Annotated in this window: 19 protein-coding genes and 1 pseudogene; 18 read left to right on the forward strand and 2 right to left on the reverse strand. The window is 68.0% G+C overall.

What is annotated here, in order from left to right; translation table 11 throughout:
- Positions 1-158 precede the first annotated feature (158 nt).
- Positions 159-932 carry an IclR family transcriptional regulator gene (locus QE393_RS07630; RefSeq protein ID WP_310042807.1) on the reverse strand — a complete coding sequence of 258 codons (774 nt, stop codon included), beginning with the start codon at positions 930-932 and terminating at the stop codon, positions 159-161.
- Between the two features lie 129 nt (positions 933-1061).
- On the opposite strand from QE393_RS07630, the gene hmgA reads away from it, so the two are divergent.
- The 7 genes from hmgA to QE393_RS07665 all read left to right on the forward strand — a co-directional run bounded on the left by hmgA (position 1062) and on the right by QE393_RS07665 (position 8512).
- Positions 1062-2354: a homogentisate 1,2-dioxygenase gene (hmgA, locus tag QE393_RS07635; RefSeq protein WP_310042809.1), complete on the forward strand. Its 1293-nt coding sequence runs from the start codon at positions 1062-1064 to the stop codon at positions 2352-2354.
- Positions 2351-3649 carry a fumarylacetoacetase gene (fahA, locus tag QE393_RS07640; RefSeq protein ID WP_310042812.1) on the forward strand — a complete coding sequence of 433 codons (1299 nt, stop codon included), beginning with the start codon at positions 2351-2353 and terminating at the stop codon, positions 3647-3649. Before hmgA ends, fahA begins: the two co-directional genes overlap by 4 nt.
- A gap of 123 nt (positions 3650-3772) precedes the next feature.
- A complete protein-coding gene (maiA, locus tag QE393_RS07645; RefSeq protein WP_310042813.1) occupies positions 3773-4411 on the forward strand; it encodes a maleylacetoacetate isomerase in 639 nt (212 codons plus the stop codon).
- 137 nt (positions 4412-4548) lie between these two features.
- Positions 4549-5628, forward strand: a complete 1080-nt coding sequence (gene hppD, locus QE393_RS07650; RefSeq protein ID WP_310042814.1) for a 4-hydroxyphenylpyruvate dioxygenase — start codon at positions 4549-4551, stop codon at positions 5626-5628.
- Positions 5629-5720: 92 nt separating this feature from the next.
- Positions 5721-6815 carry a sugar diacid recognition domain-containing protein gene (locus QE393_RS07655; RefSeq protein WP_310042816.1) on the forward strand — a complete coding sequence of 365 codons (1095 nt, stop codon included), beginning with the start codon at positions 5721-5723 and terminating at the stop codon, positions 6813-6815.
- Between the two features lie 81 nt (positions 6816-6896).
- Positions 6897-8033: a glycerate kinase gene (locus QE393_RS07660; RefSeq protein ID WP_310042819.1), complete on the forward strand. Its 1137-nt coding sequence runs from the start codon at positions 6897-6899 to the stop codon at positions 8031-8033.
- A 74-nt stretch (positions 8034-8107) separates the two neighbouring features.
- A complete protein-coding gene (locus tag QE393_RS07665) occupies positions 8108-8512 on the forward strand; it encodes a hypothetical protein (protein ID WP_310042820.1) in 405 nt (134 codons plus the stop codon).
- 94 nt (positions 8513-8606) lie between these two features.
- Here QE393_RS07665 and QE393_RS07670 read toward each other — a convergent pair whose 3' ends face one another.
- Positions 8607-9449, reverse strand: coding sequence for a GNAT family N-acetyltransferase (locus tag QE393_RS07670; protein ID WP_310042822.1), 843 nt, complete (start codon positions 9447-9449; stop codon positions 8607-8609).
- A 183-nt stretch (positions 9450-9632) separates the two neighbouring features.
- Between QE393_RS07670 and QE393_RS07675 the strand changes: the two genes are divergently transcribed.
- The 11 genes and pseudogenes from QE393_RS07675 (at position 9633) to argE (ending at position 23344) form a co-directional block, all read left to right on the forward strand.
- Entirely contained in the window at positions 9633-11108 is a 1476-nt protein-coding gene (locus QE393_RS07675; RefSeq protein WP_310042824.1) for an aldehyde dehydrogenase family protein, read from the forward strand.
- A gap of 344 nt (positions 11109-11452) precedes the next feature.
- Positions 11453-12124, forward strand: coding sequence for a haloacid dehalogenase type II (locus tag QE393_RS07680; protein ID WP_273807442.1), 672 nt, complete (start codon positions 11453-11455; stop codon positions 12122-12124).
- A 27-nt stretch (positions 12125-12151) separates the two neighbouring features.
- A complete protein-coding gene (locus tag QE393_RS07685; protein ID WP_310042826.1) occupies positions 12152-13444 on the forward strand; it encodes an FAD-binding oxidoreductase in 1293 nt (430 codons plus the stop codon).
- 479 nt (positions 13445-13923) lie between these two features.
- Entirely contained in the window at positions 13924-15561 is a 1638-nt protein-coding gene (locus tag QE393_RS07690) for an ABC transporter substrate-binding protein (RefSeq protein WP_310042827.1), read from the forward strand.
- A 73-nt stretch (positions 15562-15634) separates the two neighbouring features.
- Positions 15635-16591: an ABC transporter permease gene (locus QE393_RS07695; RefSeq protein ID WP_310042828.1), complete on the forward strand. Its 957-nt coding sequence runs from the start codon at positions 15635-15637 to the stop codon at positions 16589-16591.
- Complete coding sequence (locus tag QE393_RS07700; protein WP_310042829.1) at positions 16588-17490, forward strand: ABC transporter permease; 903 nt, start codon at positions 16588-16590, stop codon at positions 17488-17490. Before QE393_RS07695 ends, QE393_RS07700 begins: the two co-directional genes overlap by 4 nt.
- A gap of 1 nt (position 17491) precedes the next feature.
- Complete coding sequence (locus QE393_RS07705) at positions 17492-19336, forward strand: ABC transporter ATP-binding protein (RefSeq protein ID WP_310042830.1); 1845 nt, start codon at positions 17492-17494, stop codon at positions 19334-19336.
- Positions 19333-19638 carry a (2Fe-2S)-binding protein gene (locus tag QE393_RS07710; protein ID WP_133861768.1) on the forward strand — a complete coding sequence of 102 codons (306 nt, stop codon included), beginning with the start codon at positions 19333-19335 and terminating at the stop codon, positions 19636-19638. The genes QE393_RS07705 and QE393_RS07710 overlap by 4 nt, the downstream gene beginning before the upstream one ends.
- Entirely contained in the window at positions 19623-21038 is a 1416-nt protein-coding gene (locus tag QE393_RS07715; RefSeq protein ID WP_310042833.1) for an FAD/NAD(P)-binding oxidoreductase, read from the forward strand. The genes QE393_RS07710 and QE393_RS07715 overlap by 16 nt, the downstream gene beginning before the upstream one ends.
- Positions 21035-22195 (forward strand): FAD-binding oxidoreductase, encoded by a 1161-nt coding sequence (locus QE393_RS07720; RefSeq protein ID WP_273807435.1) that lies wholly within the window; start codon positions 21035-21037, stop codon positions 22193-22195. Before QE393_RS07715 ends, QE393_RS07720 begins: the two co-directional genes overlap by 4 nt.
- A pseudogene (gene argE, locus QE393_RS07725) lies at positions 22192-23344 on the forward strand (acetylornithine deacetylase). Before QE393_RS07720 ends, argE begins: the two are co-directional and overlap by 4 nt.
- Positions 23345-23351 lie beyond the last annotated feature (7 nt).

Consider the following 23351-nt stretch of genomic DNA (forward strand, 5'->3'; position numbering starts at 1 on the left):
AGCAGCGCGCCAATGATAAATGCGCTAACAGTAAGCTTAATGGCAAACGGCCAGTCCGGGTGATCCTTTAGCCGAATGGAGGCTGGAAAGGATCGAGTGGAGCGCTGCCGCGACCATCGGCGCGCCTGACTGCGGTGCTGTGCCCGGATTCGTCCGCGCTATCCGCCCAGCCGCCTGCTGATGACCTGGGCGGCGGCGTGCAGATGGCTCGCAGCGGCGCCTCCGACCTCGGCCTGGAACCCTGGCGCGGCGCCGACCAGGGTCAGCACCCCGGCCAGCCGGCCGCCGGCTCCAAACAGCGGTGCGGACAGCGCATTGACGCCCGCCATCAGCAGGCCATGCACCGGTTGGATATGGGTCTCCCGCAGCTGGCGTGCACCTTCCGCCAGTTCCACCACGCTGGGGGCATCCGGCCGGTGCAATTCTTCCGCGCGCAATGCCACGGTCTCGACATCCGGCAGGAAGGTATTGAACACCAGGCCTGTGGAAGAGCCCAGCAGCGGCAGCACCGAGCCGACCTGGGTCACCAGGGTGACGGCGCGCAGCGCCTGTTCCACCAGCACCACGGTCGGCCCCTTGTTGCCCCAGACCGCCAGAAAGCTGGTTTCGCCGACCTCGTCGCGCAGATCGGCCAGCAGCGGCGCCGCCAGCTTCACCACATCCAGTCGACCCAGGGCGGCCAGGCCAACGAAGAGGGCGGCCTGGCCGAGTCCGTAGTGATTGGTCCGCGGATCCTGCTCGGCGAACCCGCTGGCGATCAGCGCCTGCAGGTAGCGGTGCACCTTGCTGGCGGGCATGTCCAGATGACTGGCCAGGCGTGACAAGGACGTGGACGGCGCCAGCTCGGCGAGGGCCTTGAGGATGTCGGTGCCGACCTGGGCCGCCTGCACCTTCTGGCGTCGTGGGGGCGCTGCTTCGGGGGTGTTCGTCATCGGTTCGATCGCACGGGGAAAGGCAGCGTTATAGCTTGACGCTCTCCTGGGTTCAATTTACTTTTTGCGTAAACCTGTTACGCATAATGGGTGGCCCAGGTGAACCGACAAGAACAAGCAGCAACGCCAGTGACCTACCAGTCCGGCTTTGGCAATCACTTCAGCACCGAGGCGCTGCCGGGCGCCCTGCCGATCGGGCAGAACTCGCCGCAACGAGCGCCCTTCGGCCTCTATGCCGAGCAACTCTCCGGCACCGCCTTTACCGTACCTCGCCACGAGGCCCGGCGCTCCTGGCTGTATCGGCTACGGCCGTCCGCCGCCCATGGCCGCTTTGAGCGCTGCACCGGCCAGTTGACCGGCGCCGAACTGGGCGCCCCCACGCCCAATCGCCTGCGCTGGAACCCCTTGCCGATCCCGGCAGTAGCCACCGATTTTCTCGCCGGGCTGGAGCTGATCGTCGCCACCGCCGCGGGTGACCAGGCCGAGGGCGTCAGCCTCTATCGCTATGCCGCCAATGCCAGCATGACCGGTGTCTTCTACGACGCCGATGGAGAATTGCTGATCGTGCCGGAGCGGGGGCGGTTGGACCTGGTCACTGAGCTGGGCCTGCTGCGCATCGAGCCGCAGGAGATCGCGGTGATTCCACGCGGCCTGAAATTCCGGGTAGAGCTGGAGGAGGGCGAACCGGTACGGGGTTACGTCTGCGAAAACCACGGGCGCTCTCTGCGGCTGCCCGAGCTGGGTCCGATCGGCAGCAACGGTCTGGCCAATCCGCGTGATTTCCAGGCGCCCGTGGCCCGCTTCGAGGATCGGGAGGCACCCACCCGGCTGGTGCAGAAATTCCTCGGCGAACTCTGGGAGACCGAGCTGGATCACTCGCCGCTGGACGTGGTCGCCTGGCATGGCAACAACGTGCCCTACAAATACGACCTGCGCCGCTTCAATACCCTGGGCACCGTGAGTTTCGATCATCCCGATCCGTCGATCTTCACCGTGCTGACCGCGCCCGGAACCAGCGAAGGGGTAGCCAACATCGATTTCGTGATCTTTCCGCCCCGCTGGATGGTCGCGGAGAACACCTTTCGTCCGCCCTGGTTCCACCGCAACCTGATGAACGAATTCATGGGTCTGATCCAGGGCGCCTACGACGCCAAGGCCGCTGGCTTCGCGCCGGGTGGGGCCTCCCTGCACGGCTGCATGAGTGCTCATGGCCCGGACCATGTTTCCACCCAGAACGCCATCGCCGCCGAACTGCGGCCGCACCGGATCGAGAACACCATGGCCTTCATGTTCGAAACCGGACGCGTCCTGCGGCCGACCCTTCACGCCCTGGCATCGCCGCTGCTGCAGCCCGACTACGATGCCTGCTGGGCGGGCCTCGCCAAGACCTTCGTCGCGCCCGGCGCAGGAGCATCGGCATGACCCACGAATTGCACAGCTGGGTCGCCTCGGCCAATGGCCATGCGGATTTTTCCCTGCACAACCTGCCCCTGGGCGTATTCAGTCGCGGAGAGGAGACACCCCGCGGGGGCGTGGCGGTGGGTGACTTCATCCTCGATCTGGGTTTCGCTCTCGAAGCGGGTCTGTTCCGCGGCGAAGCCCAGCGGGCCGCCGAACTGGCTGCCCAGGAAACGCTCAATGCCTTCTTCGGCGCCGGCAGGCCGGCGCGGGTCGCCTTGCGCCAGGCCCTGCAGGCGCTGCTGCGTGCCGATCATCCGCAGCGCGAGCAACTCGAGGAGCTGGCCGAGTATCTGCTGGCCCCCCAGAGCGCCTGCCGGATGCACCTGCCCGCGCGGGTCGGTGACTACACGGATTTCTATGTCGGCATCCACCATGCCACCCAGATCGGTCGGCTGTTCCGCCCGGACAATCCGCTGCTGCCCAACTACAAGCACGTGCCCATTGCCTACCACGGCCGTGCCTCCACCCTCGGGGTTTCTGGCGAGACGTTCAGGCGACCCAAGGGCCAGACGCTGCCGGCCGGGCAGGAGGCGCCGGTATTCGGGCCTTGCCGCCGGCTGGACTACGAGCTGGAACTGGGTATCTGGATCGGCCCGGGCAATGCCCAGGGCGAGTCCATCGCCATCGGCAACGCGGCGGAGCATATCGCCGGTTTCTGCCTGCTCAACGACTGGTCGGCGCGGGACATCCAGGCCTGGGAATACCAGCCGCTGGGCCCCTTCCTGTCGAAGAGTTTCGCCAGCACCCTGTCGCCCTGGGTGGTGACCGCGGAAGCCCTGGCACCCTATCGCCAGGCGCAGCCAACGCGGCCTGCCGGGGATCCCCGGCCCCTGGCCTATCTGTACGACGCGCACGACCAGGCCCAGGGCGCGCTGGACATCGAACTGGAAGTATTGCTGCGCACGCCGCGCATGGTGGAGCAGGGATTGCCCGCCCAGCGGATCGCCCTGAGCAACACCCTGAACATGTACTGGACGGTGGCGCAGATGGTGACCCATCACACCGTCAATGGCTGTGCCCTGCGGCCTGGCGACTTCTTTGGGTCAGGTACCCTGTCCGGGCCGGATGCCGGCAGTTGCGGCAGCCTGCTGGAGCTCACCCAGGGCGGCAAGCAGCCGCTGCAACTGCCAGGCGGCGAGACCCGTACCTTTCTGGAAGACGGTGATGAAGTCATCCTCAGGGCGCGCTGCCAGCGGCCTGGACTGCCCACGATCGGATTCGGCGAATGCCGCGGCCAGGTGCTGGCGGCAGGCTAGGCCAGTGCAGGTTGCCACCGGCCTGAGTGCCGTTGACAAGGCCCCTGGGCAGGCGCAGATTCCTTTTAACGTAATGAACTTACGCATAATAAGAAGCCGGCAGGCAATCGCGGGGCAGTGTCGATGGACCTCTTCACCTATTACCGTTCGACCTCGGCCTATCGGGTCCGCCTGGCCTTGGCGCTGAAGGGACTGGACTACCATGCCGTGCCGGTCAATCTGCTGGCCGGCGAGCAGCGCCAGCCGGCCTATCGAACGCTCAATGCCCAGGGACGACTGCCCAGCCTGCGCCTCGACGGCGGCGAGGTGTTGATCCAGTCGCCCGCCATCCTCGAATACCTGGAAGAACGCTATCCAGCGGTGCCCTTACTGCCGGCCGAGCCGCTGCTGCGGGCCCGGCATCGGGGGGTCGCCGCCGTGATCGCCTGCGATGTCCATCCGCTGCACAACGTCTCGGTGCTCAACCGCCTGCGCGGCCTGGGCCTGGAAGAGCCGGCCATCCTCGACTGGATCTCGCACTGGATCGGCGAAGGCCTGGCAGCGGTGGAGACGCAGATCGGACCCAGTGGCTTCTGTTTCGGCGACGTCGGGCTGGCGGACGTCTATCTGCTGCCCCAGCTCTATGCGGCGCGGCGTTTCCAGGTGGACCTGTCGCCTTATCCGCGCCTCCTGCGGGTGGAAGCCCTGGCCGCCGCGCATCCGGCTTTCCAGCAGGCGCGCCCCGAGGTTCAGCCGGATACCCCGGCACAGGTGGCCCCGTGAGGCGCCTGGGCTGTCAGCTGCTCCTGGGCGATTTCCTCGCCCGCAGCGTGCGCGGCATTTCCTGCGCGCCGCCCCTGACGGGGTGCTAGCCCGCGTTACCGACAACGTCCGTCACGTTACCCGTCAAGGAGCCAGTCATGGCCGATCTGTTTGAAAATCCCATGGGCCTCATGGGTTTCGAGTTCATCGAATTCGCTTCGCCCACGCCCAATGTCATCGAACCCGTACTGGAAAGCCTTGGCTTCAGCCACGTCGCCAACCACCGATCCAAGGACGTGGTGCTGTTCCGCCAGGGCGACATCAACGCCATCGTCAATCGCGAGAAGACCGGCCATGCGGCCTATTTCGCCGCCGAGCATGGCCCTTCCGTGTGCGGCATGGCCTTTCGTTGCCGCGACTCCCACCACGCCTATGCCAAGGCGCTGGAGCTGGGCGCCCAGGCGATGGACATGCCTACCGGCCCGATGGAACTGCGGCTGCCGGCGATCAGGGGCATCGGCGGTGCGCCGCTGTACCTCATCGATCGCTACGAGGAGGGCAGCTCGATCTACGACATCGATTTCGTGTTTCTGGAGGGCGTCGAGCGCAAGCCGGTGGGCGCCGGCCTCAAGGTCATCGACCACCTGACCCACAACGTCTATCGCGGGCGCATGGCCTACTGGGCCGACTTCTACGAACGGCTGTTCAACTTCCGCGAGCTGCGCTACTTCGACATCAAGGGCGAGTACACCGGTTTGACCTCCAAGGCCATGACCGCGCCGGACGGCCTGGTGCGTATCCCGCTCAACGAGGAATCCTCCAAAGGGGCTGGGCAGATCGAGGAATTCCTCATGCAGTTCAACGGCGAGGGCATCCAACACGTGGCCTTTCTCACCGATGACCTAGTGGCCACCTGGGATCGGCTCAAGGCCTATGGCACGCGTTTCATGACCGCGCCGCCGGAGACCTACTACGAGATGCTCGAAGGGCGGGTGCCCAACCATGGCGAACCTGTGGAGGCGCTGAAAGCCCGCGGCATCCTGCTCGACGGTACTTCCGAAGGTGGCGAGCGCCGTCTGTTGCTGCAGATCTTCTCCCAGACCCTGCTGGGACCGGTGTTCTTCGAATTCATCCAGCGCAAGGGCGACACCGGTTTCGGCGAGGGCAACTTCAAGGCGCTGTTCGAATCCATAGAGCGCGATCAGGTGCGGCGTGGGGTGCTGAGCACCGCGGAGTAACGGCCTCTGGCTTCCAGGCGGCTTGCCCAGCGGCAGGCGACGCCTCTAAGGTGACGGCGCGTCGCAAGGGCGCGCTAACCTCGGAGGTGGCCATGGAGCTGAGCCAGACCCTGGCGCAGGAAATCGTCGAACGCGCCATGCGTATCCTGCCGGGCAACGTCAATGTCATGGATGCGTCCGGGCTGATCATCGGCTCGGGCGATCCGGCGCGGCTGTTCACCCGCCATGCCGGCGCGCGCCAGGTCATCGCCGAGGGCCGTGCGGTGGCGCTGGATGCCGTCGCCGCCGCACGGCTGGCCGGCGCCCAGGCCGGTATCAACCTGCCGTTGTATCGCGCGGGCGAGCTGGTCGGGGTCCTTGGCGTGTCCGGGGAGGACGCCGAGCACTTGCGCCTGCCCGCCGAGCTCCTGCGTCTTACCGCGGAAATGCTCATCGAGCAGGCCTCCGGGCAGCCGCCCGTGACTAGCCGCATGACCGCACCCCTGCTGCGTCAGCTGCTCGCACCGGGTGCGGCGTCCGAAGTGGGTCGCCATGCCAGTCTGCTCGGCTTGCGGCCGGAGCTGCCGCGGGACGTGCTGCTGCTCGAATTCGCCGTGCCTGCACCGGACTTTGGCGACTGGGCCCAGCAGCGGCTGACGCACAGCTGGTGCCTGCCGCGCGAAGAGGGGCAGTGGCTCTGGTATCGACCCGGCGCGGAAGCCCCTGAGGCGTTGCTCGGGGAGCTGCCGGGGCAGGGCTGGTCGTTGCGGCGCAGTGCCTGGATCCCGGAGGCCCGATCCTGGTCGGGGTTAGCCGAGACGACCCAGCGGGCCCTGGATCTGCTGGCGGTGGCCGGGCGCCTGCGACCTGACCTTATCCGGGTGGCGCAGGACGACCTGGCCCTGCCCACCTGGCTCCAGGGTCAGGCCGAGCGCTCGCACGGCGCCTGGTTGCTGGAGCCGTTGCTACGCTTGCGCCAGGCTGACCGGGACGGCCAGCTGCTGGCGACGCTGCGCAGCTGGTTCGTCCAGGACGCCAGCCCCCAGGCCTGCGCCGAGGCGCTGGGGCTGCATCGCAATGGCCTGCGGCATCGGCTGGAGCGGATCCAGGCACTGACCGGACGGGATCCGCGGCGTTTCGCCGAGGCGGCCGAGTTGTACTGCGCGGTGCTGCTGCTGGATCAGGACTGGGCGGTTTCACAGTCCTGATCTCACTTTGCTGGGCTTTTGTCCTGTTGTGGTGCCGACCGAACCGGGAAACACTCGGCGCATAACAACGGAGAATCGCCCATGAAAATCGTCGTCGCCCCTGATTCCTTCAAGGAAAGCCTGTCCGCTGCCGGTGTCGCCCGCGCCCTGGCCCGTGGCCTGCGTCAGGCCTTGCCCGAGGCTGAGATCATCGAGTGCCCCCTGGGCGATGGCGGTGAAGGCACCCTGGATGCCGTACTGGCCGCGACCGGCGGCGAGGTGCGCGAGGCGCGGGTGACCGGTCCCCTGGGCGAGCCGGTGACCGCCCGCTGGGGCTGGCTGGCCGAGCAGCGCACCGCCTTCGTCGAGATGGCCAGTGCCAGCGGCCTGGAGCTGGTGCCCAGGACCCGGCGCGACGTGCTGGTCGCCACCTCCCGCGGTACGGGCGAGCTCCTGCACGCCGCGCTGGACGCCGGCGCCGAGCGCCTGGTGCTGGCCATCGGCGGAAGTGCCACCAATGACGGCGGCGCGGGGCTGCTGCAAGCGCTGGGTGTGCGCCTTCTGGACAGGCAGGGCCAGGCGCTGGGTCCGGGCGGGGCCGCCCTGGCGATGTTGGCCAGCCTCGACGTGACGGCGCTGCACCCACGGCTGGCGGAGGTGGAGGTGATCATTGCCGCCGACGTCGACAATCCGCTCTGTGGGCCCCAGGGCGCCAGCCAGATCTTCGGTCCGCAGAAGGGCGCTTCGCCCGAGCAGGTTCGCCAGCTCGACGCGGCCCTGGCGCATTTCGCCACCGTTGCCGCCGCGACCCTGGGTCGTGACGTCCGGGAGCAACCGGGTGCCGGCGCCGCCGGTGGCGTCGGCTTCGCCGCCCTGGCCTTTCTCCAGGCGACCTTTCGCCCCGGCATCGAGGTGGTGGCGGAACTGGTCGGGCTGGAAGGGGCGCTGATCGGCGCCGATCTGGCAGTGACCGGAGAAGGGCGACTGGACGGCCAGACCCTGAGGGGCAAGACCCCGGCGGGGGTATTGCGCCTGGCCCAGCGCCACGGCGTGCCGGTGGTGGCCGTGGCCGGTTCGCTGGGCGAAGGCTACGACGCCCTCTATGAACAGGGCCTCGCCGCCGCCTTCAGCCTGGTGCCGGGACCGCTGAGTCTGGAAGAGGCCCTGACCCAGGCCGAGGTATTGCTGGAGCGGACCGCTCGCGATATCGGACGGCTGTGGCGGACGGCGAAAGGCTGACGCCAGAGCCTGCTGGCTGGCGAGCCACGGGGATTTGCCTCATGCTGGCGTCCCGCTCTCGACCGACTGCCGCGATGACCTCGTCTGCGATCCTGCGTACCGGCCTGCTGACCGCGGCCCTGCTGCTGACAGTGCCTGCCGTCCAGGCGGCCATTCCCAGTCTCAAACCGGCCAACACCTGCGTGCGCAGCGCCTTCGTGCTGCGTTGTCAGGACGGGCAGGGCGGCTGGTACGGGGTGGCGGTGCAGGGCAACGACACCCTGATGCGCGGCTACGATCCGGTATCGGGTCTTTCCTGGTCGCAGACCAGCACGCGCCTGGGGCGTCTGCAATTCTTCAGCGGCCTGACCAGCGACGGCAACCTCTGGCTGGGCCGCACCCGCCAGCTGGGCTGGAACGTCATCAGCCGCTTCTCCACCTCCCAGGGCGACCGCGCCCGCACCAGTTGCAATCGTGTGGCGGGGTGCGAGTGGCGTTAGGTGAACCGGCTAATCGGCTCACTACATGAGCGGATCAGCCGGTTTGTTCGGCTCAGGCGTGACGCCCAATTCGAGTTGCTATCCGATTGCCTTTTCAGCCCAGCGCCTGGGTCAGCAGCGCGAACTGATCCAGGCCGTCGCGGGACAGCGGCGCCGCGCCCCGGGCCATCTGCTCGACCTCATCGACCTGCGGGACGCCGATTTCAATCAGCCAGGGATTGAGACCGCTGCGGGCCGTCACGTCGAATCTCACGTAGCGCCCTGCCGCGTGGCGCAGCAGGGCGAGGGTCAGCGCCTTGGCCTGGTCGGTGGATTCGGCGATCACCGGGCCGACCGACAGGCCGCGGCCGTAGGGACGCAGCAGGGCGAAGCCGCGCAGCTGGCCCTCCTGCTCCAATCCGACGATGCGCTCGGCCTGGGGCAGCAGTTCCTGCAGCAGCGCGCTGCGGTCCAGGCCGGTGGCCGCCTGGGCGAGGGTCTCCAATTGCGGCGCCGCTGCCGGATTCAACGCGCGGACCTGACCTTCCAGCGGATGAGGTTCCCCCATGGCCGGCAGACTCGCCACCTGGTGCTGATAGATGCGCTCATAGGACTCGAAGCCCTGGCTACGGTAGAGCGGGGCGCCGCGCAGGGTGGCGACCAGCAAAGGCGTGCGATTGCCGGCCAGTTGCAGCAGGCCGTCCATGAGGCGGCGGCCATGACCCTGGCCCTGGTGACTGTCGGCGACGATCACCAGGCCGATGGTGGCGTAGTCGCCTTGGGGCACGCAGAAGCCGGTGCCGAACACGCCCTGGTCGTCTTCCAGCACCAGGCCTTCGCCGGTGTGGAACAGGCACCGCCAGTCTTCCAGGCGATGGGGCCAATGCAGTGCCTGGGACAGCTGGTGGGCGGTGGCGAGGTCGGTTTCGCGCAGGGGTTTTAGGGTGGCGTGGGACACGGCAGGGCTCCGATTCGGGTCTGGCTGATTCAGGCGTCAGCCTAGCAAGCCGCGACGGCAGATTCGGTTGCCGGCGGGTGGGCGTGCCACTGCGAGGCACCGAAGGCTTGTGCCAGTTCGGCAAAAGATGGCGACCCGTCGGCCTAGCATGGGCCCAAGCCCACAGCCCTAGCGGAGCGCGCCATGGCCTCGTTCGACCCCAGAGCAATAGCGGTTCGTTGTGCCCATTTCATCGGCGGTCGCACCCGCGACGCCCGTGCCGAACTGGAGGTGTTCCGGCCCTCCGATGGCGGCTTCCAGAGCGGGTTGCCGTGTGCCTCGGCGGAGCTGGTGGACGAGGTGGTGGAGGGCACCTGGCGCGCCTGGAAGGCCAGCGACTGGGCCAGCCGGCCGCCGCGCGAACGCGCGCGGGTGATGCGCCGCTGGGCCGATCTGGTCGAAGCCGACGGCGAAATCCTTGGCCCGCTGGAGGCGGTGGGTTCGACCCGTCCGCTGCGCGAGGTGCTGGCCTGGGACATTCCCTATGTCGCCGAGGGCATCCGCTTCTTCGCCGAGTTCGCCGACAAGCACGGTGGCGAGGTGGCGGCCACCGCCACCAGCCACCTGGGCCTGCAGATCACCGAGCCCTATGGCGTGGTGGGCGCCATCGCCCCCTGGAATTTCCCCCTGAGCATGGCCGGCTGGAAGCTGGCGCCGGCGCTCGCCGCCGGCAACGCGGTGGTGATCAAGCCTTCGGAGCTGACGCCCTTTTCCATCCTGCGCCTGGCGGAACTGGCCGTGCTGGCGGGCCTGCCAGCCGGCATCCTCAGTGTGGTCCAGGGCGATGGTCGGACGACCGGAGCCGCCCTGTGTCGCCATCCGCGCATCGGCAAGGTCACCTTTACCGGTTCGACCGGGACCGGCACCGCCATCATGGTCGCCTGCGCCGAGAGCGGGCCCAAGCCGGTGACCCTGGAGCTGGGCGGCAAGAGTCCGCAACTGGTGTTCGCCGATGCGCCGGATCTGGCCCGTACCGCCCGCAGCGTGGCGGCCGCCATCACCGGCAACGCCGGCCAGGTATGCGTCTCGGGCTCGCGACTGCTGGTCCAGCGCGCTGCCCTGGAGCCGATGCTGGAGGGCATCCGCGCGGCCTTCGCCGCCTTGCGTCCGGGGCCGACCTGGTCGGCGGAGGCGACCCTGGCGCCGATCATTTCCCACCGCCAGGGCCAGCGCATCCAGGACATCGTCTCCCGCAGCCGGGCGGCCGGCGCGGAGATCCTGGTCGGTGGCGCCCTGGAGACAGGACTGGGCGGCGCCTACTATCAGCCGACGCTGATCACCGGGGTCGACGCCGACAATCCCGCGGTGCACGAGGAAATCTTCGGCCCGGTGCTGACCGTGCAGGTGTTCGACGACGAGGCCGAGGCCCTGGCCCTGGCCGACCACCCCACCTACGGCCTGGCCGCCGGGGTGCACACCGCCGATCTCGGGCGGGCGTTGCGGCTGACGCGGGCGCTGGAAGCCGGTACCGTCTGGGTCAATCGCTATGGCCGCAGCCACGACTGGATCATCCCCACCGGCGGCTACAAGCGTTCCGGCATCGGCAAGGACCTGGGCCGCGCCGCCTATGAGGCGACCCTGCGCAGCAAGAGCGTGCTGATCGACCTGGAACACTCCTGAGGCTTGGCCGAGAAGTCGCCGCGCGAAGGTCAGGCAAGGCAAGGATCAGCGAGGAGGCGGATCGGACTCGCGCTCGAGTTTACGAACGCCAAATGAGCATTCCGATCCGATCGGACTGCCGATCCAGATGATGTTTAACGCGCATGGCCGAGCGCAGGCCCTTTTCAGCCAGAGCCAGAGGCCGCCGCAAACAATGCTGGGCCTTACCGCTAAAACGGTTTTTTCTGTCTCCCGCGGCGCCTGAAAGCGGACAACTGTCAGGCCCGCCGATGCTGTAATGCTTGCCAGGGACGCCACCGGCGTCCCGGCCTCTCACCCATGACCCCTGTCAAAGGACCCTTGCCATGACCGCCTTTCGGCCCAAGTACATCACCTTCGACTGCTACGGCACCCTGACCCGTTTCCGCATGTCCGACATGGCCCGCGAGATGTTCGCCGACCGCATTCCAGCCGAGGCGATGGACCAGTTCTGCAAGGACTTCAACGGCTATCGCTTCGACGAGGTGCTTGGCGCCTGGAAGCCCTATTCGGAGGTGCTGTACGCGGCGGTGGAGCGCACCTGCAAGCGCTGGGGCATTTCCTTCACCGACGCCGAGGCCAATGCCTACTACGAGGCGGTGCCGAGCTGGGGGCCGCATCCGGACGTAACCGCGGGGCTGGCCAAGATCGCCGACAAGATCCCGCTGGTGATCTATTCCAACGCCGCCGACGAGCAGATCATGTCCAACGTCGACAAGCTGGGCGTGCCCTTCCACCGGGTCTTCACCGCCGAGCAGGGCCAGGCCTACAAGCCGCGCCTGCAGGCCTTCGAATACATGCTGGACAACCTCGGCTGCGGTCCGGAAGACGTGCTGCACGTGTCATCGAGCTTCCGCTACGACCTCATCCCGGCCGACTACATGAACATCAAGAACAAGGTGTTCGTGAATCGCGGCCACGAGCCGAGCACGCCGTTCTACCGCAATACCGAGATCAAGGACATCGGCGGCCTGGCCGCGGTGGTCGGTCTCGAATAACCCCCTGAACTGCCGGAGCGCCCGCCCATGAGTCTTGGCCCAGCATCGTCCGATTCCTACTGGCTCGCGACCGCGCCGGGCTTTACCGGGGCTACCCCCGGGCCGGTGGCGGGCGAGGTGGATGTCGCCGTCATCGGCGGCGGCTTCACCGGGCTCTCCGCGGCCGTGGCGCTGCGCCAGCGGGGCGCCAGCGTGGCGGTACTGGAGGCTGGCCGGGTGATCGGCGAAGCCTCCGGACGCAACGGCGGACACTGCAACACCGGCGTCGCCCAGGATTACGCGGCCCTGCACGCCAGCCTGGGCGCGGAAAAGGCCCGGGCGTTCTACCAGGCCTATGCCGATGCGGTGGCCAGCGTCGAGGCGGTGATCGCCGAAGAGGGTATCGCCTGCGACTTCCACAAGGCCGGCAAGCTCAAGCTGGCGGCCAAGCCGCAGCACTATGACAACCTCGCGCGCACCTGCGAATTGATCCGCCAGGAGGTGGACCCGCAGGTCGAACTGCTCGACGCCGCTCAGGTACGTGCAGAGGTGGCGTCCGACGATTTCCATGGGGGCCTGCTGCAGCACAACGGTGCCCAGATGCACATGGGACGCTTCGGCGTCGGGCTGGCGGAGGCGGCGGTACGGCGGGGCGCCCAGGTGTACGAGGGCGCGGCGGTCAGCGATCTGCAGCGACTGCCCGATGGCAGCTTTCGCGTGATCAGCGCCAAGGGCGAGTTGCGCGCCCGGCAGGTACTGGTGGCCACGGGCAACGCCAGCGTCGGCCCTTTCCAGTGGTTTCGCCGGCGCATCGCCTCGGTGGGCAGCTTCATCATCGCCACCGCGCCCCTGCCCAAGGCGCAGCTGGACGGGTTGCTGCCCAATCGACGCACCTATGTCACCAGCCGCATCATCGGCAACTATTTCCGCACCACCCCGGATCATCGCCTGATCTTCGGCGGGCGGGCGCGTTTCGCCCTGTCCGATCCACGCCAGGACGCCAAGAGTGGCGCCGTGCTGCGCGCCGCGCTGGGCCAACTCTTTCCCAGCCTGGCCCAGACGCCCATCGACTATTGCTGGGGCGGCCTGGTGGACATGACCGCCGATCGCCTGCCCCGTGCGGGCGAGCAGGACGGCCTGTTCTACGCCATGGGCTACAGCGGCCATGGCGTGCAGATGTCGGTGCACATGGGCCGGGTGATGGCCGAGGTGCTGGAAGGCCGCAGCCAGGCCAATCCCTGGCGGGTGCTGGACTGGCCCGCCATTCCCGGCCACTTCGGCAAGCCCTGGTTCCTGCCACTGGTAGGACTCTACTACCGCGTCCAGGATCGCCTGCACTAGCCTCGATCCAGATCCAGATCCAGATCCAGATCCAGATCCAGATCCCGCCACCGCCACCGCCAGCCCAGGCCCTGCCATGCAGCGCCCGGCAGGCGGTTTTTACGTTTCCGCGGCCTGGCGCGGCGCCGACCGGCATCGCTGCGCAGAACCTGCTGTCGCCACGGGCCTTTTGCGGTCATCCAGTCGCCGGTCGCGCTCCGTACCGCGCTCCGTCAAGCCAGGCGAAACACCGCACCAGCGCGCCAAAGGCGGGCATGACGGGCGCCGATGCGCCGTCGCGACGCACACCGCAAACAATGCTGAGCGGCTTGGTCAAAACGGTCTTTTCTGTCTCGCCGCAGGGGCAATTCGACGGTAATCGACGAGGGGCCGGTGCTGTAATGAACCTGGCCGCACGACAAGGCGGCCAAGAGGACAGCTTCGTGCATCCGGGGAGGGATGTGCGGACTGGTGACCGAGCCCCCAACGAGCGAGCCGACATGACCGAGAAAAAGACTGGAAGTCCCCTGATAGGAGCTGCTGAAAGCGTTCGGGCCTTCGAGGCCCTGCATCGGGGGGTGTCGCGGCGCGATGCGCTGCGTCTGCTGGGCGCCGCCGGCTTGCTGGCGACCGGGGTGGGCAGTCTGCTCGGGCGTGACGGCCAGGCCTTCGCCGCAGAAGATGCGGTCACCGGCACCCCGCGTCGCGGCGGTCGGGTGCGTGCCGCAGCGGCGGGTTCCTCCACCGCCGATACCCTCGATCCGGCCAAGGGCTCTTTTTCGGGCGACTATGCCCGCCAGTACTTCTTCTACAACGGCCTGACCGTCTTCGACAGCCATCTGGAACCCCAGATGGCGCTGGCCACCAGCGTGGAGACCCAGGATGCCCTGACCTGGACGATCAAGCTGCGCCAGGGCGTGCAATTCCACAATGGCAAGACCTTGGACAGCGCCGATGTCGTCTACTCGCTGCTGCGCCACAAGGACCCGGCGGTGGGTTCCAAGGTCAAGGCCCTGGCCGATCAGTTCGCCGAAGTCACCGCGGTGGCGCCCGACGAGGTGCGCATCCGCCTGGTGTCGCCGAACTCCGAGTTGCCCGCGGTGCTGGCGATCTCGCCGTTCCTGATCATCGCCGACGGCACCAAGGACTTCTCCACCGCCAACGGTACCGGGCCCTTCAAGGTCAAGGAGTTCAAGCCGGGCGTGCGCACCGTGGGCGTGCGCAACGAAAACTACTGGAAGTCCGGCAAGCCCTATCTGGACGAGATCGAGCTGATCGGCATCGGTGACGAGCCTTCGCGGGTCAATGCCCTACTGGCCGGCGACGTCCAGCTCACCGTGTCGGTGGATCCCCGTTCGGCGGATCGGCTCAAGCAGGGCGGCAAGCTCAAGGTCGTCGCCAACAATTCCGGTAGCTACACCGATCTCATCATGAGAATCCCCAACCGTCCCTTCAACGATCCCAATGTGGTGGAGGGCATGAAGCTGCTGTTCGACCGCGACCAGATTCTCAAGTCAGTATTCCTTGGCTACGGCGTCATCGGCAACGATCAGCCGATCATGCCCGGGACGCCCTATTACGCCGCGGACCTGCCACAGCGGCCCTATGATCCGGACAAGGCCAAGTTCCTGTTCCAGAAGGCTGGCATCGCCGGGGCGAAGCTGCCCCTGGTGACCTCCACCGCCGCCGACAACGCCAACGAGATGGCACTCGTGCTGCAGCAGTCGGCGCGCCAGGCGGGGCTCAACCTGATGGTCAACCGGGTCAGTGCCGACGGCTACTGGAACAGCCACTGGATGAAGGACCCGCTGGGTTTCGGCAACATCAACGCCCGGCCCACCGCCAATATCCTGCTGTCGCAGTTCTTCAAGTCCGATGCGCCCTTCAACGAGTCGGGCTGGAAGAACGAGCAGTTCGACCAGTTGCTGGTGACCTCCCGCGGCGAGACGGATATCGCCAAGCGCAAGCAGATGTACGCCGACATGCAGCTGCTGATCCACCAGCACTGCGGCATCGGCCTGCCGATCTTCACCAGCTCCATCGATGCCCACTCGCCCAAGCTCGGTGGCTACGGGATCATCCCCATCGGCGGCTTCATGGGCTACATGTTCGCCGAGCACGTCTGGCTGGAGGCCTGACGCCCGGTGCCTGCCGGCGAGCCTGTCCGCAAGGGGCCTGGCTCGCCGCTCCACGCTCAAGCAGGAGGTGGCTTTGGACCTTTCCGTTTTCACGCTCATCGCCAGACGCCTCGGGGGCGGGTTGCTGACCCTGCTCATCGTCTCGTTGCTGGTGTTCTTCGTCTCCGCGTTGTTGCCGGGCGATGCCGCCCAGCAGGCGCTGGGCCAGTTCGCGCTGCCCGAGCAGGTCGCGGCCCTGCGTGCCCAGATGGGTCTCGACCAGCCCGCGTTGCTGCGCTACGTCCATTGGCTGAACGGTCTTCTGCACGGCGATCTCGGCCAGTCGCTGGCCAGCCAGATGCCCATCACCAGCATGATTGGCGATCGGCTCGGCAGCTCGCTGATGCTGGCCGGGGTCACCGCCCTGGTGTCGGTGCCCCTGGCGCTGGGCCTGGGCATCGTCTCGGCGATGAACGCCGGCGGCCGCCTGGATCGGGCCCTCAACGTCTTTACCCTGGGCATCGTCGCGGTACCGGAATTCCTGGTGGCGACGTTGGCGGTGCTGGTCTTCGCCGTGCACCTGCAGTGGACCTCGGCGCTGACCTTCGCCCATGACATCGACGGCCCCCTGGATTTCCTGCGCGCCTATGCGCTGCCGGTGGGCACCCTGTGCTGCGTGATCGTGGCGCAGATGGCGCGGATGACCCGTGCCGCCCTGGTGGAGCAGTTGCAGAGTTCCTATGTGGAGATGGCGCGGCTCAAGGGCGTCGGTCCGGTCCGCGCCGTCCTGCGCCATGCCTTGCCCAATGCCGTGGGCCCCATCGCCAACTCCATCGCCCTGAGTCTTTCCTACCTGATGGGCGGGGTGGTGATCGTCGAGACCATCTTCAACTACCCGGGTATCGCCCAGCTGATGGTGGACGGCGTCGCCAGTCGCGACCTGCCGCTGATCCAGGCCTGCGCCATGCTGTTCTGCTGCGCCTACCTGGTCCTCATGACCCTGGCGGATCTCTGCGCCATCCTGTCCAATCCGAGGCTGAGAACGCTATGACCCGACCCGTGACTCCCGTACGTGCCGCGTCCGTCCTGCCGGTGGATGGCAAGACGCTCGACGCCCAGTTGTCACCCCCCCGTACCGGTCGGCGGGCCCGCTGGTCGCTGACCGGCATTTTCGGCGGCGTGCTGGTGGCCTTCTGGCTGTTCATCGCCGTGTTCGGCGCCTGGCTTACCCCCTATGACCCGGGCGCCCTGGGCGATAGCGCGGTGCTGGCCGGTTACAGTCAGGCGCACCTGCTGGGCACCGACTACCTGGGGCGCGATGTCCTCAGCCGCATCCTCGACGGCGCCCGTTTCACCGTCGGCCTGGCGCTGGTCGCCGCCGTGCTCTCCTGCGTGCTGGGCACCGGGCTCGGTCTGCTGGCGGCGCTGTCCGGCCGCTGGGTGGACGAGCCGCTGTCACGGCTGATCGATGCGCTGATCTCGCTGCCGAGCAAGATGCTGGCGCTGGTCATGGTCTCGGCCTTCGGCTCTTCGGTGCCGCTGCTGATCGTCATGGCGGTGGTGGGCTATGCCCCCGGCTGCTATCGCATCGCCCGCAGCCTGGCGATGAACCTCACCGAGCTGGAGTACGTCCAGGTCGCCCGCACCCGCGGCGAGGGCCGGTTCTACATCGCCCTGCGGGAGATGCTGCCCAACATGCGCCTGCCGCTGCTCACCGATCTGGGGCTGAGATTCGTCTACATCGTGCTGCTGCTCAGCGGCATGAGCTTTCTCGGTCTCGGCGTGCAACCGCCGAATGCCGACCTGGGCTCCCTGGTCCGGGAAAACATCGGCGGTCTGGCCGACGGCGCCCCGGCGGTGCTGATGCCGGCGCTGGCCATCGGCACCCTGACCGTGGGTGTCAACCTGCTCATCGACCGGTTCGGCGCGCGACGCCGGGGAGGGCGCTGAGATGGAATTGCTGGTAGAGGTCAAGGACCTGCGGGTGGTCGCCCAGGGCGACGACGGCAGCGAAACCGCCATCGTCAAGGACGTCGGCTTCAGCCTGGCCAAGGGCGAGGTGCTGGCGCTGATCGGCGAGTCGGGCTCGGGCAAGACCACCATCGCCCTGTCGCTGCTCGGCTATGCCCGGGCGGGCTGCCGTTTGGCCGGTGGCTCGATCCGCGTCGGGGACACCCAGGTGCTGGAGCTGGACGCCACTGGCCTGCGGCACTTGCGCGGTCGCACCGTCGCTTACATCGCCCAGAGCGCGGCGGCGGCCTTCAATCCGGCGCGGCGTCTCATGGAACAGATCATCGAGAGCGCGCTGATCCATGGCGTGCTGAACCGCCAGGAAGCCGAGGCGCGGGCGCTGCAACTGTTCAAGGAGCTGGCGCTGCCGGACCCCGAGCACATCGGCCAGCGCTATCCGCACCAGGTCTCGGGCGGTCAGCTGCAGCGGCTGATGGCCGCCATGGCGCTGATCACCGATCCGACCCTGGTGATCCTCGATGAACCCACCACGGCGCTGGACGTCACCACCCAGATCGAGGTGCTGCGGGTGTTCAAGCAGGTGGTGCGCGAGCGTGGCGTGACCGCCATCTACGTTTCCCACGACCTGGCGGTGGTGGCCCAGATGGCCGATCGCATCCTGGTGCTCAATGGCGGCGAAGTCTATGAGAATCGCCGCACCGAGCGGCTGCTGGCCAGTGCCCGGCATCCCTATACCCGCAGCCTGTTGGCCGCGGCCCGGCCGGAACCCCTGGCGGAGCGTGGCCTGCCCACCGTGGAGACCACGGCGCCGATCCTGGAGGTCAAGGATCTGGTGGCGGGCTATGGTTCCCTCGGCGCCGACGGTCTGCCGCACTACCGGGTGCTGGAAGGCATCGACCTGCGCATCGCCAAGGGCCAGGCCCTGGGGGTGATCGGCGAGTCCGGTTCGGGCAAGTCGACCCTGGCGCGGGTGATCGCCGGCCTGCTGCCGCCGGCCCAGGGCAGTGTGCGCCTGGGTGGCGAACTGTTGCCGCCGGGCCTGGAGGGCCGCACCCGCGAGCAGTTCCGCCGGGTGCAACTGGTCTATCAGAACGCCGACACGGCGCTCAACCCGTCCCACAGCGTGGAGCGCATCCTCATGCGTCCGCTGGAGACCTATCACGCCTTCGACAAGGCGACCCGCCAGCGCAAGGTCCGCGAATTGCTCGACCGCGTGCAGCTGCCGGCCAGTCTCGCCAGTCGGCGTCCGGGAGAACTGTCCGGTGGTCAGAAACAGCGGGTCAACCTGGCCCGGGCGCTGGCGGCCGAACCCGAGCTGATCCTCTGCGACGAGGTCACCTCGGCGCTGGATACCGTGGTTGGCGCCGCCATCCTCGACCTGCTCGCTGAACTGCGCCGCGAGCTAGGGCTGGCCTATCTGTTCATCAGCCACGACATCTCCACGGTGCGCAGCCTTTGCGACGAGGTGCTGGTGCTCTATGCCGGACAGCCGGTGGAAGTGGGCACGCCGGCCACCTTGCAGCATCCGCCGCTGCATCCCTACACCGACCTGCTCACCGCCTCGGTACCCGAGCTGCGTCAGGGCTGGCTGGAAGAACAGCCGATCCGTACGCCGCTGCCATGGGTCCCGTCGACAGCCGCCAGTGGCCGACTCTGCAGCTTCCTGCAACGTTGCCCGGTACGCATCGAAGGGCGCTGCGACCGGGTGCCGCCGCAGCCCCGGATGCTGGCCGGTGGCAATCGCATCCTCTGTCATCACGACGGTGACGCCCTGCAACGCCTGCAGGGCGGTACCGTGCTGCATACCCAAGGAGTTCGCGCATGACTACCCGCTTCCAGCGCCTCGGCGAAACCGGCCGACCGCAGGTCAGCCTCAGTGTCGATGGCCTGCCGGTCACGGCCCTGGCCGGCGACACCCTGATGGTCGCCTTGCTCACCAACGGCCCGGCGCTGCGCCGCTCCGAATTCGGCGACGAACGTCGCGCCGGCTTCTGCCTGATGGGCGCCTGCCAGGATTGCTGGGTCTGGACGGCCGAGGGCGAACGCCTGCGCGCCTGCGGCACCGAGGTACGCGAAGGACTGCAGATCCTGACCACGCAACCGGAGGCCGTATGGAATCTGGCCTAGTTCAAAAGGACGCGAACCCGCCGCGGGTGGTCATCGTCGGGGCGGGTCCGGCCGGCGTGCGCTGTGCGGAAACGCTGCTTTCCGCGGGTATCTCCCCGGTGGTCATCGACGAGAATCGCCGCGATGGCGGCCAGATCTATCGGCGCCAGCCCGAGGGTTTCCAGCGGCCCTACGCCACCCTCTATGGCAGCGAGGCGGGCAAGGCCGAGGCCTTACACCGCACCTTCGATAGCCTGCGCGGGCGCCTCGACTACCGCCCGGATACCCTGGCCTGGCACCTGCACGAACGCACCCTCTACACGGCGCAGGGCAATCGCCAGCGCACCCTGGATTTCGACGCGCTGGTGCTCTGTACCGGTGCCGGCGATCGGCTGCTGCCGGTGCCGGGCTGGAATCTGGCCGGCACCTATACCCTGGGTGGCGCCCAGATCGCCCTCAAGGCCCAGGCGGTGTCCATCGGCCGCAGGGTGATCTTCATGGGCAGCGGCCCCTTGCTCTATCTCGTCGCCGCCCAGTACCAGCAGGCCGGAGCCACGGTGGCGGCGGTACTCGACACCGCGCCGCCGCGCCTGCGTGCCCTGGCGACACCCAAGCTGCTGGCCCGCCCAGGGGTGGCCTGGAAGGGCGTGCAGCTCATGGCCGCGCTCAAGCGCGCCGGTGTGCCGCTGCACCTTGGCGTCACGCCGCTGGAAATTCTCGGTGATGCCGAACAGGGGGTCGCCGGCGTGGCCTTCGCCGATGCCCGTGGCCTGCGTCAGGAAGTGGCGGGCGACGCCGTGGGCCTGGGGTATCACCTGCGCCCCGAAACCCAACTGGGCGACCTGGCCCGTTGCGCCTTCGAATTCGAGCGGGCGACCAGCCAGTGGGTGCTGCAGCTGGACGCCGACGGCCGCACCTCCACGCCAGGCGTCTATGCCGCCGGGGATGGAGCGCGGGTACGGGGCGCAGACGGCGCCGAGCTGGCCGGGCAACTGGCCGCCTGCGCGGTCCTGACCGATCTCGGACGCACGGTGCCCAGCGGCCTCGCCGAGCGCTGCCGCGAGGCGCTGGCGGTGCAGGAGCGCTTTCGCCTGGGCCTGGCCGAGGCCTTTCCCTGGCCGGCCAGGCAGATGGCCAGTCTGCCGGACACCGCGGTGGTCTGTCGTTGCGAAGGCATCACCGCCGGTGAACTGCGCGCCGTGGTACGCGAAAAGGGTGCCCGTGAAGCCAATCGCGCCAAGGCCTTCAGCCGGGTCGGCATGGGCCGGTGCCAGGGCCGCTATTGCGCCCAGGCCGGGGCCGAGATCATCGCCGCCGAATCCGGGGTGCCGGTCGAAATCGTCGGCCGCCTGCGTGGCCAGGCGCCCATCCGGCCATTGCCGCTGGGCATCGTGACCAGCGAAGAGGAGGTTTCATCATGAGTCAGCATGCCGCCAACCGAGCCGACGTCATCATCGTCGGCGCCGGCATCATGGGCAGCGCCAGCGCGTTCTTCCTGCGTCGCCGGGGCTTGTCGGTGCTCCTGCTGGAGCGTGACCAGGTCGGGCGTTTCGCCAGTGGCACCAATTTCGGCAATGTCCGCCGTCAGGGCCGCTACCTGAGTCAGGTCGCGCTGGCCACGCGGTCGCGGGGGATCTGGGGTCGCCTGCCGGAGCTTATCGGTGACGACCTGGAATTCATTCCAGGCGGTCATCTGCGCGTGGTCTACGATCCGGCGCGCATCGCCATGCTGCACGAGTATGCACGGGCGCCGGAGACCGCCGCCCTGGACCTTCAGGTACTCGAAGGCGCGGCGCTGCACGAGAAGTTTCCCTATCTGGGCCCCGAGGTGGTGGCCGGCTCCTATGCGCCCCACGATGGCCATGCCAATCCACGCCTGGCCGCCCCGGCGTTCGCCCGCGCCGCGGTGCGCGAAGGCGTCGATCTCCAGGAAGGGGTCGAGATCACCCAGGTCACCAAACCGGGCGGTGACTTCCTGGTGCAGGCCGCCGATGGCCGGCGCTATCAGGCGCCACGGCTGCTGATCACCGCCGGTGCCTGGGGCAGCCGGTTGTCGAGCCAGTTCGGCGAGCCGGTGCCCATCGAGACCCACGGCCCGCAGATGGGGGTCACCGAGCCCTTGCCCTATGTCTTCCGCGAGACCGTGGGCGTGTCTTCGCCGCTGGTGAGCGAGACCATCTATTTCCGCCAGATCCCGCGGGGCAACGTCATCTTCGGGGGCTGCTTCCGCACCCGACCGGACCTGGATACCCGCCTGGCCCGGGCCGAGCCCCATGGCCTGCTCAACCAACTCGCCCAGCTGCGCCGCCTGGCGCCGGCGCTGGGGCGGATCAACGTGATCCGTACCTGGAGCGGGGTCGAGGGCTATATCGTCGACGACCTGCCGATCATGGGTCCCAGCAGTCAGGTGGACGGCCTCTACTACGCCTTCGGCTTCTGTGGCGCCGGCTTCCAGCTCGGCCCGGGCGTGGGCGATACCATGGCCGAGCTGATCGCCACCGGGCGCACCGAAACGCCCCTGGCGGCCTTCGACATCGGCCGCTTCGCGCAACCGCGCAGCGAGAGCCTCGCCGGATGAACAGCCAGGACCTGCTGCGCACCCTGATCGGCTTTCCCACCGTCTCCGCCGACTCCAACCTGGCGCTTATCCAGCATGTGCAGGGCCTGCTGGAAGGCGCCGGTATCGCCTGCCGCCTGGTGCTCGACGAGAGCGGGCGCAAGGCCAATCTCTTCGCCAGCGTCGGCCCAGTCGACGTGCCCGGCGTGCTGCTCTCCGGGCATACGGACGTGGTACCCGTGGCCGGCCAGGCCTGGACGCTGCCACCCTTCGAGGGGACCCTCAAGGACGGCCGGATCTATGGTCGCGGCGCCTGCGACATGAAGGGCTTCGTCGCCTGTGCAGTGGTGGCGCTGCTGGACGCCGCTCGCGATGAATCGCTGAAACGACCCTTGCAGTTGGCGCTCTCCCACGACGAGGAGATCGGCTGCGTCGGGGTACGGCGACTGCTGGATGTGCTGGAAATGGCACCCGTGCGGCCTTTCCTCTGTTTCGTCGGCGAACCCACGAACATGCAGGTCGCCCTCGGCCACAAGGGCAAGGCGGCGCTGCGCGCCCACTGCCATGGCCAGGAAGGTCATTCCTCCCTGGCGCCGCTGCACGTCAACGCCATCCACCTGGCCAGCGACCTGGTCGGCGCCCTGCGTGCCAGCCAGCGTCGGCTGGCGGAGGAGGGTGCGCACGACGCGGCTTACGATATTCCCTATACCACCCTGCATGTCGGGCGGATCGAGGGCGGCAAGGCGCTGAACATCGTGCCCAATCTCTGCACCCTGGACTTCGAGATTCGCCATCTGCCGGCGGACGATCCCGCCTCCCTGGTCGCCGCGCTGCAGGAAACGGCGGATCGCCTGGTCAGGGAGGCACAACAGACCTCGGCCAAGGCCGCCATCGAGATCGAGACGGTCAATGCCTATCCGGGCCTGGACACCCATCCCCAGTGTCGAAGCCGTGCGCTTCCTGCAGACGCTGGTCGAACCCGGCACCACCCAGCTCAAGGTGGCCTTCGGCACCGAGGGCGGACTTTTCGCCAGTCGCCTGGACACCCCGGTGGTGGTCTGCGGCCCCGGCAGCATCGAGCAGGCGCACAAGCCGGATGAGTATGTCGAAGTGAGCCAGCTCGCTACCTGTGACGCCTTGCTGGGACGGTTGCGGGTGGCCCTGGGCTGAGGCCACC

It is taken from the genome of Pseudomonas sp. SORGH_AS_0211 (assembly GCF_031453455.1).
Lineage (GTDB): Bacteria > Pseudomonadota > Gammaproteobacteria > Pseudomonadales > Pseudomonadaceae > Chryseomonas > Chryseomonas aestiva.

Excerpts from the sequence above, each read along its gene's own strand:
- QE393_RS07630 (WP_310042807.1), bottom strand. The coding sequence starts at position 932 with ATGACGAACACCCCCGAAGCAGCGCCCCCACGACGCCAGAAGGTGCAG.
- fahA (WP_310042812.1), top strand. The coding sequence starts at position 2,351 with ATGACCCACGAATTGCACAGCTGGGTCGCCTCGGCCAATGGCCATGCG.
- maiA (WP_310042813.1), top strand. The coding sequence starts at position 3,773 with ATGGACCTCTTCACCTATTACCGTTCGACCTCGGCCTATCGGGTCCGC.
- hppD (WP_310042814.1), top strand. The coding sequence starts at position 4,549 with ATGGCCGATCTGTTTGAAAATCCCATGGGCCTCATGGGTTTCGAGTTC.
- QE393_RS07655 (WP_310042816.1), top strand. The coding sequence starts at position 5,721 with ATGGAGCTGAGCCAGACCCTGGCGCAGGAAATCGTCGAACGCGCCATG.
- QE393_RS07660 (WP_310042819.1), top strand. The coding sequence starts at position 6,897 with ATGAAAATCGTCGTCGCCCCTGATTCCTTCAAGGAAAGCCTGTCCGCT.
- QE393_RS07665 (WP_310042820.1), top strand. The coding sequence starts at position 8,108 with ATGACCTCGTCTGCGATCCTGCGTACCGGCCTGCTGACCGCGGCCCTG.
- QE393_RS07675 (WP_310042824.1), top strand. The coding sequence starts at position 9,633 with ATGGCCTCGTTCGACCCCAGAGCAATAGCGGTTCGTTGTGCCCATTTC.
- QE393_RS07680 (WP_273807442.1), top strand. The coding sequence starts at position 11,453 with ATGACCGCCTTTCGGCCCAAGTACATCACCTTCGACTGCTACGGCACC.
- QE393_RS07685 (WP_310042826.1), top strand. The coding sequence starts at position 12,152 with ATGAGTCTTGGCCCAGCATCGTCCGATTCCTACTGGCTCGCGACCGCG.
- QE393_RS07690 (WP_310042827.1), top strand. The coding sequence starts at position 13,924 with ATGACCGAGAAAAAGACTGGAAGTCCCCTGATAGGAGCTGCTGAAAGC.
- QE393_RS07700 (WP_310042829.1), top strand. The coding sequence starts at position 16,588 with ATGACCCGACCCGTGACTCCCGTACGTGCCGCGTCCGTCCTGCCGGTG.
- QE393_RS07705 (WP_310042830.1), top strand. The coding sequence starts at position 17,492 with ATGGAATTGCTGGTAGAGGTCAAGGACCTGCGGGTGGTCGCCCAGGGC.
- QE393_RS07710 (WP_133861768.1), top strand. The coding sequence starts at position 19,333 with ATGACTACCCGCTTCCAGCGCCTCGGCGAAACCGGCCGACCGCAGGTC.
- QE393_RS07715 (WP_310042833.1), top strand. The coding sequence starts at position 19,623 with ATGGAATCTGGCCTAGTTCAAAAGGACGCGAACCCGCCGCGGGTGGTC.
- QE393_RS07720 (WP_273807435.1), top strand. The coding sequence starts at position 21,035 with ATGAGTCAGCATGCCGCCAACCGAGCCGACGTCATCATCGTCGGCGCC.